The following is an 11,872-nucleotide window of genomic DNA, read 5'->3' as shown; positions in this document are numbered from 1 at the left end:
GCTGTTCCGGGGCCACATTTCAGTTTCTTGGGATTTCAGACAGAGCCTAGGCAAGTTTGGATGTAGGAAGGCGCTGGCGGGCAGCGCAGGATGGTCAGGCCGCGCGACGATACTTTTCGGCGCGGCGCTCAGCCAGCTTGAGTCGAAGCGCTTCCTTGTAGCTTGCCTTGGCCGCTTTCATGGTACGAGCCCACTCGCCTGCGACCTCAACAGACTCGTACGGCGACCAGTGCGCGAAACGGGTAGGCCGGCGATGCTCGCAGTAGAGGAACTTCCCCGTGGGTAGCGGACCATCCGGTATTCGTAGTCGCCCCAGGTGCCGCGCTGCTGGATCTGCGGCTGGTTGATTCCGAGGAAATGGGCGAAGCCGTCGTAGCACTCGCACTCGTCGAGATAGGTATCGAACCTGGTGTGCTTTCGCGTTGGCGGTGGTGGTGGCAGCTTGTCCAGCGCGACTGGTTTCCTTCAGGCGTTGCTCGGTATACCACGTCATTCGCGTCACAGAAGGCCGGCGCCTTGCCGCGCGTCATCAGGCCTGCCTCTACCAGAACATCAAGGTTGTTGGGGGCGTCATAGCCTGGGCTGGTGAGGAAGTGGTTTCTCCCGCCAGTTCGGCAACCCGGGTTAAGGCCCAGGGTATGCCAGAGCAGGTTGAGCTGCTTCTCGGTTGCTTCGATCATGGCTTTCTCCATGCATGCGCGGCCCTCCGTGGTCGGTGCGAGCTTGGTGTGGTGGCTTTTTGAGATTGGTTGGTGTTTGATGGCTGGCCGGCATGGAGCCGGGTTATGGAGCAACAATGAAAATTCGAACCGAGCACCAGAATTTGGGTGCGGCATTAATGCAGATTGCTGAGGATGATCGCTTTACAGCAATCAATTCCTTACGCCTTGAGGGTAAGAAGGTAAACAACGCTTTCCTAATCAACGATGATACGTGTCTTTTCCTGAAATACAGGCAAGAGCCAAATGGCACTCATGCCGAATATCTTTTCAACTTCTCATCGGATGTCCTTGCAGCGATAGAAAGCGCGAAAAAAAACTACAAGAAGGTTTTCCTTGGCCTGGTTTGCGTGGAAGGACAGGAGATTTGCTGCATTGACTCCTTGCAGTTTGATGAAATGGTCCGCGCAAGGACGGAAACCTTTGGCGGTAGCGAAGATATCTATCAAGTATTGGTAACGATGCCCAACGGCAAAAGTCTTCGCGCATACATGAACGCTGCTCGCAAAAGGGGTTACGTAGCAGGGGATAAACTCATCATCTCTAGGAGTCGGTTTCCTTCAGCTCTCTTTGAGTGATCGCGCTGATGGCTAAGGAACGCCCTCGCGAAGCGAGGGCACGGCCATCGTTTACCTCGCGTCAAAGGTACCCAAGGACAGCTTCGCACCGGCGCCAATCTTGGTGTCGAGCACCGTCTTGAATTCCTGGGCGATGGCTTCGTGCTGGGCTTCCTCACCGATCCAGCGCAGTTTCATCACCGGCTGCGCGCCGCCGGTGATGACGGATACACGTAGGCGAATCGTTTGCTCGGCCAAGCCCTCGAACGGAATGACCTTGAAGTCCAGCCAGGCAGGCAGGGTTTCTTTGCTGCTTGCCTCGATCTGGTCCATGGTGCTGCGGCTGGCACGGGTTTCACCTACCGCGTGATCGCTCTCGGACGATGCCTTCACGGTGATGGTGCGAACCGCAGCAATCGCTTTGGCGATGGTCATGGTCTGGCCATTTTCATCGGTGGCCGCGAGGTGCTGGTTCCAGTCTTCGATCCAGTCGCTCATGGCTTTCTGCGCCAGGCTCTGGCCGCACACTGCCTGGACGGCGGTGAACGCAGCCGAAGCCTTGAGGCGCAGTACCGCGCGGTCATCAGCGTGGCCCGGCACCTCAGCAGTACCAGGTCGATGAAGCCACGGGCGGCTAGCGCGGCGCGCTCGACGACGTAGGCGCTGTAGTCGGCCAGAGAGTGGGTGGAGTAGGTGCCACGGAAGCGGTTACGGCCGGCCTGGTAGCGTTCCAGATCAACCACGTTAAAGTTCTGCGGAGCAACGGCAACTTTGCCGAGGGCCGGCAGTTGGATGCCAGCTGCAGCTACGGCATTTTCTTGAATCAGTTCGAGAGGTTCTTTGCTGAGGGACATGCGCTTTTCCTTGTAGGTGCTGAGTTACGAGCGTGGGTGAACTGGTGCTTCTTCACGGGTGAAGAGCTGGTCGTGTTTTCCGGGAACAACGAAATGTTGCCGCAGGTTCCGACGTACATCGGGGTGTCCAGGCTGTGTTCTCGCTTTGGTCGCCGCGCTTAGTCGGCACCTTGTAGGCGAGCTTGTGCTTGATCTTCACCTGGTGAGAGTCGCCGATCTGGCTGAAGTCCAAGGTGATGGTGATTTTCCCTGGCTTACCGTGATCGACGACGCCCGCGGCTACCTCGGACAGGGCGTGACTAATCTGGTTGGCGAAGGCGCCGCCGTTGAGTTCGTTGAGAAATTCGCTGGTGTCGGTTGGCTTAGGCATTTCTTCGTTCCCTCGGGAGGTATGCCGCTGGGCGGCAGATTGATGTTCTGCTGGCGCCGGCCATGCCGGACGCGCGCGATGATGCGATTCATGCTGCTTTCTGCTGATTCCAGGCGCCGACAGCAGCAAAGATCTTTGCGGCCTCTGCTTCGTCGAGCGTTGTGTCTGTGGGTATGGCGATCCAGCCGGCCGCCACCAGGTGATTTGGGTTGGCGGTGGCCCGCAGGTCCATGTAGGTCGTTTCGATCACGTCGGTCAGGTGCTCGGCTCGGTAGTTATCCTGGGGCGCGACCTCGATCGACTTGTGATACCGCTCCCCGAACTCCGTACGGCAGAGCACGCGGAGGTAGATCGTCCAGCGGTGAGGGATGTCGCAGACGGCGTCGACGACTTGACGCACGCAGATCAGCTTGAGGTTCTTCCAGTAGATCAGCACCTGCTGGCCGCTGGGGTCGATGTTGACCACGGCCGCATGGTTTGCCGACACCAAGGCCCTGCAGGTCCGCTCCAGCCTGGCGCGCATGTTGTGGGGCTTGCGCTTGCTCATTGCTGCGTTCCTGTTTTGCTGCACGGCGAAGGGGTCCGCGGGTCGGCGGTTCATATGATTTATCGGGACACGGTCAACGTGCAGGCAGCTCGCTGGGCGTGGCAGGCCAGTCGCCAGGCCTTGCGCATCACCAACCCATTCCCCGTCCAGATGGGTGACCCGGATGCAGATTGGGCCCGTGGTGTTGCTGACCAGTCGCTGCGGTCCCAAGGACTGAAGGTGGTCGGCTGATGAAGAAGCACGGCCCAGCCTTCAAGAAGGCCGTGATCGAGTTGGACAAGTGCCCTTTGTGCCGTGGGAGAGCGGTCACGATGGGCACGTGCTACGAACTGCCGTGCACAGGGTGCAATTCCTCTGGTTGGGTGGAGGCGGCAACAGGCGAGTCCTTGGCCCTGGATGAACTGGTTACCCAGCTCAGCCTGGCCCTGCAAGCCGCGCACTGGCAGATCGAGCAGTTGAAGAACCCTCAGGCATCCGGGCCTGAGGCTACATATCAGGGAGCAACCGGCGCGGCGCCGGCGGCACCAACTACACCGGGGATTGAGGGGGAAGAACCATGAAAGTAATTAGCGCTCGTCAAGCATGGCACGACGCACTGCACGAAGATCGGCCATCTGCACTGGCCGTCGCAGCAGAGGCTGCAGTTCTCGGTAAGAAGGGCGGCCCGGGTGAAACGAAGGTGATGGTGATGTTGGAAAACCATGAAGGCAAAGAGGTCGCCGAGGTCTACGAAATCAGAACTGAGGTGTGCACGAGACCCGCTCGGGGCGCCGGCTAACAGATGCGCGTTGCGCTCACATGCTGGCCGTCGGCTTGGTGCTCGTGGCTATCGATTCTCTGCCGAAGTCGCTGCGCCATCTCGGAAACTTCATGTATTCGCCGGTGGCAACCGGTAACGATCTAAGCATTGCCCATGGCCTGGTGTGGCTCGTTAGCGGGCTTGATTCGCTCACTGATCGCAGAAAACAGAGGGCTTACTGGATGGCGATGGGTGCGCTTCAGTCCCACAAGATGCTCGTGAATGGCGGCGAGGCGATGGGCCCTGGTGCCGTGTGCATGCTCGTTGAGGATCGTACGGGCGAGAAGATGAACCCACAGAACTGGGCACGGGACTGGCAGGCGATCTGGGACGCGCTTTGCACGCACGTCGATAAGCTCGATAAGCAAGCGCTGAAGCCTATTGCTGCAGTGGTTCAGCGTCTCTGTGAACGCGGCGAAAACCAGAGCGAAAAAGCCGCTTGACGCTTTGAGGAGCGCTCTGGCACTGTTTCGTCATCGTGATAATTTCGCCTACGGCTAAAACATACAAGAACCCGGCCCAATAAGCCGGGTTTTTCGTTTCAGTTGAGGTTCACGGTTCAACTAGCTCGACAACTACCACACGGAGCTCCGTGTTCAAAACTTTGTTACGACTTTGGAAATATCCACCTCAGCACCCGGAGCTCTCGCAAGAACTTCATTCTTCAATTCTAGAATCATTCTCGATGGTATGACGTATCCTAGGTTGATTAAGTGATCGAATTGAGCTGCCTCTCCGGTAGTAGTTGGAATGTTTTTAATGGTGATCTTGCCGTGCGCAGTTGTAGTTGGTCCTGCGAATAGGACGCCTAGAAGAGCGTTTCTGCGGTTTACGACTGTAATTGCGCCATTTTTCACGTCGACGGTTTGTTTAGCTTTAAGAATTATAGGGCTTCCGCTTGAACCATGATAGCAGGCGCAGTCAATCATGAATTGCTCGCGGCCATTGAACTTCACCTTCGGATCGCTAGCGAGAACACCTTGGCGAACGATTGGTAGATTGTTCACCTCATCTGAAAGCCCTGTTGGGTACCCCACCATCAGAATTTCCTCGGCTATTCCAAGGTCATCAAGCTCTTCACCTGTTACTAGGTCGTTCTCCGAGAACATATTTCCGTGGCCATAAATTCCGCTGTTAACCATATCGTTGAGTATGGCGGCGATATTAATGGCTGCAAGATCAATGTTGGCGTCTGGATGGTTGAAGATTAAATTCTCAACGCCAGATTTAATCGTGTATTCGGTAGTTCCGATTTTTCTCGAGTGGTCTGAAGGGTCGGAGATCGAGATTTTTAGTTTAATCTTGGTTGTATTTTCTAGAACGTGCTTGTTCGTGACAAGCATTGGCATCGCTTCGTCGGCGGCGATGCTAAATGAGAACATAAAGCCAGTGCCCCTTGAAGTCCCTCCAGAACTTGTTGATTCAATCAAGATTGTGGTCGTGCTTAAAATATTTTTATGGGGTGATTTCATAAATTCTCTCAGTAAATCTTTTCTAAACTGTGCTTTTCAGTTTGCTGCTTGCGATGTTCTTGTGACTTCTCTGGCAAATATCCAACTGCGAGACTAACGATAGCATGGGCTTTCCCCGGCTATCAGCACCAAAGTGGCAAAATTCTCCCATTACGGGGGCAATCGAGGTGGGCAAAATGCCTGAGAAAGATCCCGGCCTGTGGGCCGCCCTGATCACTTGGGTGCTTGCGCACCAGCCGCAACTGTATGCCACGGGCCTGTCAGTGTTGATCGCTGCCCTTCGGGTAGTGTACGGCGGCGGCACGCGTCGACAGATGATGTTGGAGGGCGCGCTCTGCCGCCTCATCACCCTGGCGCTGGTGCCGTTGCTTGAGTGGATGGGCCTGCCGCAGGGCATGGCTACGTTCGCGGGTGGTGCTGTTGGCTTCATGGGGGTAGAAAAGTTGCGCGGCTACTCTGACCTGTTCTTGTCCCGTAAAGCGCAGGGTTAAAGCATGCCTCCAGCTGTACCCGATAAGAAGCCAAGCCCATACGGTTACCCCTGGCAGCAAGCCCGCGAAGGATGGTTGCGGAAGAATCCTTTGTGCGTTCGATGTGAGAGTGCCGGCCTCAAGAAGGCAGCCACTGTCGTCGACCACATTCGTCCGCACCGCGGCGACATGGTCTTTTTCTGGGGCCGGTCCAACTGGCAGTCGCTGTGCACTAACTGCCACAGCTCATACAAGCAGCGCCTGGAGAAGTCAGAGCGCGAGGCAGGGTGCGACGTCAGCGGCAGGCCGCTGGACCCCAAGCATCACTGGAATCGGCCCTCCTGAGGGATTCCGGGCGGCGCTGGACCCCATCCCAGAGGGTAGGGGGGTGAAAATGTTTTTTCGGAAACCTTTCCTGACCGATCGCCCCCCTCCGTGCGCAAAACCGCGAAATGAAATGATTTTTTTTGAGAGCAGAAAATGGCCGGGAGACGACCCACACCGACGGAGCTGAAGCTTGTCAGAGGGAATCCCGGTAAGCGCCCGATGAACGAGCCTCAGCCCGCCAAGCGTATTCCCAGTGCCCCAGATCATTTGAGTTCTGATGGCCAGGTGGCGTGGGGGCGACTCACTGTGCTGCTTGACCGCATGGGGGGGGCTTACCGAAGCCGATGGCTTTGCGCTTGAGCGCCTCTACGACTGCTACTCCGAAATCCTTGCCCTGCGTGATGTGATTGATGCGCAGGGGCGGACTTACGAAACCACCAGCACCCAGGGCGAACTGGTGCTCAAGGCGAACCCGGCGGTGGCCATGTTGGCCGACGTAGACCGCCGCTTCAAAAGCTACCTGGTCGAATTCGGCCTGACACCGGCTGCGCGATCCAAGGTGCAAGTAAAAGACGATGAGCCAAAAGAAGACCAGTTCGCGGAGTTCTCCGGTTGACGACCCTGCGACGGACTACGCCAGGGAGGTGCATTCCGGTGAGCGTGTCGCGGGGCCTGACATTCGCAATGCGTGCGCGCGCCATCTGCGGGATCTGGAGGAGGGGCCGAGGCGCGGGCTGACCTAGGCTCTGTCTGAAATCCCAAGAAACTGAAATGTGGCCCCGGAACAACCTGGGGTCTGTACAGTCGCCGACCATCTACGGAAAGGAATTCTGTGATGGCAAAGCGGTACGAACTCTCGGATGAAGCGTGGGCAGTGGTCGCCGATCTCTTTACGGCAGCCCACGTCAGGGGCAGGCCCCGCAGCAGTGATCGCTTGATGCTCGATGGTGTGCTCTCGGTGCTCTGCTCAGGAGCAGCCTGGCGAGATATGCCCGAGCGTTTCGGGTCTTGGGCGACGGTCTATCACCGCTTCCGAGTCTGGCGAAATCGCGGAACGTTCGATCAGATGCTCAGACGATTGCACCTCAGACTCAATGACAAAGGCTTGATCGATCCCCACACCTGGATGATCGAATCGACCGCTGTTAGAGCAACCCGTGCTTCATCTGGATCGCGGAAAAAAGGGGGCCTGACGAGCCTGCCGATCACGCTCTAGGCCGCAGTCGTGGCGGCCTGACAACCAAAATCCACATGCTCTGCGACGCCAACGGGATACCGTTGCGCTTCCTTCTCTCTGGCGGTCAAGCCAGTGACATCAGCTACGCACAACCACTGTTGGACGAGGTCAGCATTCCATCGAGCCAACGTGGCCGCCCGCGCAAGCGCTGCAAATGGCTTCTCGCCGACAAGGGCTACGACGCCTAAGCGCTACGCCGCTACTGCGACCAATATCGAATGCAGCCCGTCATCCCGCCGCGCTCAATGAAGCGCAAGCCCAAGCCAGGCTAACCCAGACTGTTCGACCGGCCCAAATACCGACAGCGCAACATCATCGAACGCATGTTTGGCTGGCTGAAAGAGAGCCGTCGGATCGTGACACGCTTCGACAAGCTCGCGAAAAGTTACGCCGCCATGGTCTCACTGGCTTGTTCCATGCGGTGTTTGCGACATCTCTTTTCGTACAGGGCCTAGCGACTGGCAGTTAACCTTTCTAACCAGTCAGCACGCGTCATCTCCCATATTTCGACCTCCATCGGTCCAGATACAAAATCGCCTGCCCGCACCTCTACCAAGCGCATGCCCTCATGCTCCGAGACCTTGCGAGATGCGTTGTTGGCAATCGCTTTGGGAGCCCGCATGACCGGACGCGACAACGTCTCGAACCAATAGGCATTGATAATCCGGCATGCCTCACGCATGTAGCCCTTTCCCCACCACTGCGGTGCGAGCCAGAAGCCCCTGTTGTTACCAGGCTGGTCATACAAACTAATACTGCCCAAGGTGCAGCCAGCATCGTTACGCATGCGGATCATCCAGTGCCATTCACGACCTGCGGCCATGGCAGGCAGAGCGATATCTCGGACATAGATCAGCGCACCGTCTTCTGGATACGGCCATGGGACACGACGATCAAGGTAACGAACCACCTCCCAGCAGGGGAACAGCTCTTGGATGATGGAGAAATCCTCTAACTGAAGAGGCGTGAGAACCAGCCGATCTGTGACCAGCGTCGGAAGACAATCCATGGCATTCGTTCCTGGGCATTCCTGTAGAGCTCCGATTATCTGGGCCGGGCCTGGTTGTGTCGAACGTTACCTGATTTGCAAAACGTCACCACCGGGGGCACCGATCATGAAGATTTACATTCACTACGTATGATAATAAGGTTTAATCATACGTAACGTATGTAATCTTGCCCTGATGCATCACTGCGCAAGGGTTTTTCGATAAGGAGAGTCGAGCATGTTCAGTACCTACCGCACCTTGTTCCAGGCCAAGGGCACCAAGGCCTTTGCCCTGGCTGGCCTGTTGGCCCGTCTACCATTGCCGATGACCGGTATCGGGATCATTACCATGCTGTCGCAGATCACCGGCAGCTACGGCTTGGCCGGTGCGGTGGCGGCCACCTTCGTGCTGACCTATGCGCTGATGTCGCCGCAAAGTTCGCGTCTGGTAGACCGCCATGGCCAGCGTCGGGTATTACCTGCCGTCGCCGGGGTGAGTGTGCTGGGCATCCTCTTGCTGCTGGTTTGCAGCTATTGGCGGCTGGCGCAGTGGACGCTGTTCGTCGGGGCCGCGCTTGCCGGCTTCATGCCCAGCATGTCGGCGATGGTTCGCGCGCGCTGGAACACGATCTACCGTGGCAAGGCGCAATTGCAGACCGCATATTCGCTGGAAACCGTGCTCGACGAAGTCACCTTCATTGCTGGCCCGCCGATTTCGGTGGGCTTGAGCGTGGTGATACTGCCACAGGCGGGGCCTCTGGCTGCCGCCATACTCCTGGCCATCGGCGTGTCCGCCTTAGTGGTGCAGGTCGGCACCGAGCCGCCGGTAGAGTCCGCACCTGCCGCCGGGCAGGGCAGCCGTTCAATATTCCGGCTTGCCGATGTACGTCTACTGACGCTGCTGATGGTCGCCATGGGCGTGATCGTCGGTACTGTCGACATCGTCAGCGTGGCGTTCGCCGAGCACATGGGCATGCCGGCCGCGGCAAGTGTGGTGTTGTCCTGCTATGCCTTCGGTTCCTGTGTCGCCGGGCTGGTATTCGGTGCGCTGAAACTCGATACCCCGCTACACAAGCTGCTTCTGCTGGGCGGGTTGGCGACAGCAGTGACGACCTTGCCGCTGCTGCAGGCGGGGAACATTGTCGGGTTGGCTGGCGCGGTACTGGTCGCGGGCCTGTTCTTTGCGCCGACCATGATCGTGGCGATGTCGCTGGTAGAGCGCATCGTGCCGGAAAACAGGCTGACCGAAGGCATGACCTGGTTGCTTGCCGGCCTTAACATTGGCGTGTCCGGCGGTGCAGCGGCATCGGGGCAGGTGGTGGATGCATGGGGCGCCAAGGCCGGGTTCAACGTGGCCTTGGCCGCTGGGGCTGCGGTGTTGCTGGTCGCGCTCTGGTGCTACCAGCGCATGAGCGCCGGGGCCCTACAGGCATCGTGAATTCGAACCCGCCGGGCTACAGGCGCATGCATGTCAGCCTTCAGGCAGGCTGGCACCGCAAATGAATTCATCCGACCCAAGCCGGTGCGAGCCGTATTCGACAACGTAGCCAGCACCGCGGAGCGCTGCTTCGACCTTGGCTGTACGCTGGTCGGCGTATACGTCGACCAAATGCCATGGATGGCGGTCTCGTAGCACGCCCCATCCGAGTACCCAGCCCACGTTGTCCGGGTCTGGCGGGAGATTTTTGGCCAGGCTGCGAATGGTCATGTGCATCCTTTGGCTGTGGGTGGTTAACGCTATTGAACCCTCACAGACGAGAATCTGCCAGGCGTTTCTTTGAACCTCCCGTTGCGGTGGTGGGTCAGCCACACGTAAGGGCAGGTTTTTGGTACGCAGATGTTTCCTCAAGCAATTCTGAAACCTTTAGCAGCTATCGTTGAACGTAAGTGAAACCCACCAACGAAGGAGTCAGGGAATGGATTATTCCAGCATGGTTGAATCGTTGGACAAGATACTGAAAGAGGCGGCTGCCGACCGCGAGCGCAGGGCCGAGCAAGATTGCGCGGTGGTGCCCGATGCTGGCGCTTACCGGTATATCCGCAGCCATTCGTCCGCAACGTCGCCCATGGTGGACGGCGTGCCACTTTTGATCCAGGCCATGAAAGCCCGGTCAAACTTGAATGCCGCCCCGCACTCGCTGAGCAGAAACTGACGAACCTTCTGGGTGTTGCGGTAGTGCTTGTCCAGCGGCGTAGAGCGGGTGATCGGCCCTGCATGCCAGTCGAAGCTCATGGTCTGTTCCTTGACGAGTGAGTGAAAAGGCAAAAAGCCCGTAGAGCATCATCTACGGGCTTTGGGTTTGTTGGCAATGGGCAGTCATCAGGCAATTAGCCTTCGAGCTGGATCACCATCCGGCCTTTGATCTTGCCTTCCAGCATCTCTTCAAAGATCTGGTTGATGTCTTCGATTGGCCGCAAGGTTACCTTGGGTACCACCTTGCCTTCAGCCGCGAACTGGAACGCCTCCTGCAAGTCCTGCCGTGTGCCGACCAGCGAGCCGATCACTTCGATGCCGTCCAGCACCAGGCGTGGGATGTTCAGGTTCATCGCCTCCGATGGCAGGCCGACCGCCACCAGTCGACCGCCCGCGCGCAGGGCATCTACGGCGGAGTTGAACGCTGCTTTGGCCACGGCAGTGACAACGGCAGCATGCGCACCGCCGGTCTTCTCCTGAATGACCTTGGCTGCGTCTTCAGTGCGCGAGTTGACGACCAGGTCGGCGCCCATCTCGCTGGCGAAGCGCAGTTGCTCTTCGTTGACGTCGATGGCGATTACCTTGGCGTTGAACACGTTCTTGGCATATTGCAGCGCCAGGTTGCCCAGGCCGCCAAGGCCGTAGATGGCAATCCATTGGCCGGGGCGAATGTTGGAGATCTTCACCGCCTTGTAGGTGGTGACGCCGGCGCAGGTGACGCTGCTGGCCGCAGCGGAGTCCAGGCCGTCGGGTACCTTGACCGAGTAGTCGGCCTTGACGATGCAGGCCTCGGCCATGCCGCCGTCGACGGTGTAGCCGGCGTTTTTCACTTCGCGGCACAGGGTTTCGTTGCCGCTGGTGCAGTATTCGCAATGCCCGCAGCCCTGATAGAACCAGGCAACGCTGGCGCGGTCGCCCGGCTTGAGCGAGGTGACGCCGGGGCCGACTTCCTGAACCACGCCGATGCCTTCGTGCCCCAGCACGACGCCGGTCTTGTCACCGAAGTCGCCATTTTTTACGTGCAGGTCGGTGTGGCACACGCCACAGCATTGCATCTTCAGCAGCGCTTCGCCGTGTTCGAGGGGGCGCAGGGTTTTCTCTACCACGTCCACGCGACGGCCTGGTGCAACAACAGCAGCTTTCATAAGAGCCTCCGTGTCTATCCGAGTGAGCTTGGGTTATCGCCGGGTTAGCATAGACCTTGCCGTGGTGGGGGAAACTGCTTCAGGTCATGGGGTCAGGTAGTTAATTTGCGTAGGGCCTTGTGGGGGGGGGGGCGAAGAGGGTGGCGCGGTGGATGGCACCGGCGAAGCCGGTGTTCGCGGCTAAAGCCGCTCC

Annotated in this window: 14 protein-coding genes and 5 pseudogenes; 10 read left to right on the top strand and 9 right to left on the bottom strand. The window is 58.2% G+C overall.

What is annotated here, in order from left to right; genetic code table 11:
• Window positions 1-94: 94 nt before the first annotated feature.
• Window positions 95-692 (bottom strand): annotated as a pseudogene (locus tag IAE39_RS29835) (hypothetical protein).
• Between the two features lie 104 nt (window positions 693-796).
• On the opposite strand from IAE39_RS29835, the gene IAE39_RS27375 reads away from it, so the two are divergent.
• Window positions 797-1,297 (top strand): hypothetical protein, encoded by a 501-nt coding sequence (locus tag IAE39_RS27375; RefSeq protein WP_201207609.1) that lies wholly within the window; start codon window positions 797-799, stop codon window positions 1,295-1,297.
• Between the two features lie 51 nt (window positions 1,298-1,348).
• On the opposite strand, the pseudogene IAE39_RS27370 reads toward IAE39_RS27375, so the two are convergent.
• The 3 genes and pseudogenes from IAE39_RS27370 to IAE39_RS27360 all read right to left on the bottom strand — a co-directional run bounded on the left by IAE39_RS27370 (window position 1,349) and on the right by IAE39_RS27360 (window position 3,047).
• A pseudogene (locus IAE39_RS27370) lies at window positions 1,349-2,130 on the bottom strand (DUF2303 family protein).
• Window positions 2,131-2,154: 24 nt separating this feature from the next.
• Window positions 2,155-2,500: pseudogene (locus IAE39_RS27365) on the bottom strand (hypothetical protein).
• An 88-nt stretch (window positions 2,501-2,588) separates the two neighbouring features.
• Window positions 2,589-3,047, bottom strand: coding sequence for a hypothetical protein (locus IAE39_RS27360; protein ID WP_201207608.1), 459 nt, complete (start codon window positions 3,045-3,047; stop codon window positions 2,589-2,591).
• A gap of 54 nt (window positions 3,048-3,101) precedes the next feature.
• On the opposite strand from IAE39_RS27360, the gene IAE39_RS27355 reads away from it, so the two are divergent.
• The 4 genes and pseudogenes from IAE39_RS27355 to IAE39_RS29825 all read left to right on the top strand — a co-directional run bounded on the left by IAE39_RS27355 (window position 3,102) and on the right by IAE39_RS29825 (window position 4,289).
• Window positions 3,102-3,278 (top strand): hypothetical protein, encoded by a 177-nt coding sequence (locus tag IAE39_RS27355; RefSeq protein WP_201207607.1) that lies wholly within the window; start codon window positions 3,102-3,104, stop codon window positions 3,276-3,278.
• A pseudogene (locus IAE39_RS27350) lies at window positions 3,278-3,591 on the top strand (hypothetical protein). Before IAE39_RS27355 ends, IAE39_RS27350 begins: the two are co-directional and overlap by 1 nt.
• A gap of 12 nt (window positions 3,592-3,603) precedes the next feature.
• Window positions 3,604-3,825, top strand: coding sequence for a hypothetical protein (locus IAE39_RS29830; protein ID WP_236548848.1), 222 nt, complete (start codon window positions 3,604-3,606; stop codon window positions 3,823-3,825).
• A gap of 20 nt (window positions 3,826-3,845) precedes the next feature.
• On the top strand, window positions 3,846-4,289 hold the full coding sequence (locus tag IAE39_RS29825) for a hypothetical protein (RefSeq protein WP_236548847.1): 444 nt from the start codon (window positions 3,846-3,848) through the stop codon (window positions 4,287-4,289).
• Between the two features lie 153 nt (window positions 4,290-4,442).
• Here the strand turns inward: IAE39_RS29825 and IAE39_RS27340 are convergent, their stop codons facing one another.
• The gene (locus IAE39_RS27340) at window positions 4,443-5,318 is read right to left on the bottom strand and encodes a trypsin-like peptidase domain-containing protein (RefSeq protein ID WP_201207606.1); all 876 of its coding nucleotides are present in this window, start codon (window positions 5,316-5,318) and stop codon (window positions 4,443-4,445) included.
• Window positions 5,319-5,485: 167 nt separating this feature from the next.
• On the opposite strand from IAE39_RS27340, the gene IAE39_RS27335 reads away from it, so the two are divergent.
• The 4 genes and pseudogenes from IAE39_RS27335 to IAE39_RS27320 all read left to right on the top strand — a co-directional run bounded on the left by IAE39_RS27335 (window position 5,486) and on the right by IAE39_RS27320 (window position 7,807).
• Window positions 5,486-5,809: a phage holin, lambda family gene (locus IAE39_RS27335; protein ID WP_201207605.1), complete on the top strand. Its 324-nt coding sequence runs from the start codon at window positions 5,486-5,488 to the stop codon at window positions 5,807-5,809.
• 3 nt (window positions 5,810-5,812) lie between these two features.
• On the top strand, window positions 5,813-6,133 hold the full coding sequence (locus tag IAE39_RS27330) for an HNH endonuclease (RefSeq protein WP_201207604.1): 321 nt from the start codon (window positions 5,813-5,815) through the stop codon (window positions 6,131-6,133).
• A gap of 295 nt (window positions 6,134-6,428) precedes the next feature.
• Complete coding sequence (locus IAE39_RS27325) at window positions 6,429-6,731, top strand: phage terminase small subunit P27 family (protein ID WP_236548845.1); 303 nt, start codon at window positions 6,429-6,431, stop codon at window positions 6,729-6,731.
• 219 nt (window positions 6,732-6,950) lie between these two features.
• Window positions 6,951-7,807: pseudogene (locus IAE39_RS27320) on the top strand (IS5 family transposase).
• On the opposite strand, the gene IAE39_RS27315 reads toward IAE39_RS27320, so the two are convergent.
• Window positions 7,804-8,361: a GNAT family N-acetyltransferase gene (locus tag IAE39_RS27315; protein ID WP_201207602.1), complete on the bottom strand. Its 558-nt coding sequence runs from the start codon at window positions 8,359-8,361 to the stop codon at window positions 7,804-7,806. The pseudogene IAE39_RS27320 and the gene IAE39_RS27315 overlap by 4 nt on opposite strands.
• 217 nt (window positions 8,362-8,578) lie before the next feature.
• On the opposite strand from IAE39_RS27315, the gene IAE39_RS27310 reads away from it, so the two are divergent.
• Window positions 8,579-9,778, top strand: a complete 1,200-nt coding sequence (locus tag IAE39_RS27310; RefSeq protein WP_201207601.1) for an MFS transporter — start codon at window positions 8,579-8,581, stop codon at window positions 9,776-9,778.
• 33 nt (window positions 9,779-9,811) lie between these two features.
• On the opposite strand, the gene IAE39_RS27305 is transcribed toward IAE39_RS27310, so the two are convergent.
• The 3 genes from IAE39_RS27305 to adhP all read right to left on the bottom strand — a co-directional run bounded on the left by IAE39_RS27305 (window position 9,812) and on the right by adhP (window position 11,679).
• Complete coding sequence (locus IAE39_RS27305) at window positions 9,812-10,048, bottom strand: hypothetical protein (protein ID WP_201207600.1); 237 nt, start codon at window positions 10,046-10,048, stop codon at window positions 9,812-9,814.
• A 318-nt stretch (window positions 10,049-10,366) separates the two neighbouring features.
• The gene (locus IAE39_RS27300) at window positions 10,367-10,573 is read right to left on the bottom strand and encodes a DUF6434 domain-containing protein (RefSeq protein ID WP_201207599.1); all 207 of its coding nucleotides are present in this window, start codon (window positions 10,571-10,573) and stop codon (window positions 10,367-10,369) included.
• Window positions 10,574-10,668: 95 nt separating this feature from the next.
• The gene (gene adhP, locus IAE39_RS27295; protein ID WP_201207598.1) at window positions 10,669-11,679 is read right to left on the bottom strand and encodes an alcohol dehydrogenase AdhP; all 1,011 of its coding nucleotides are present in this window, start codon (window positions 11,677-11,679) and stop codon (window positions 10,669-10,671) included.
• Window positions 11,680-11,872 lie beyond the last annotated feature (193 nt).

Origin of the sequence: Pseudomonas sp. S37 (assembly GCF_016658545.1) — a bacterium.
GTDB lineage: Bacteria > Pseudomonadota > Gammaproteobacteria > Pseudomonadales > Pseudomonadaceae > Aquipseudomonas.
The sequence above is the reverse complement of the archived record's forward strand: the minus strand, read 5'-3'. Positions and strand labels throughout refer to the sequence as shown.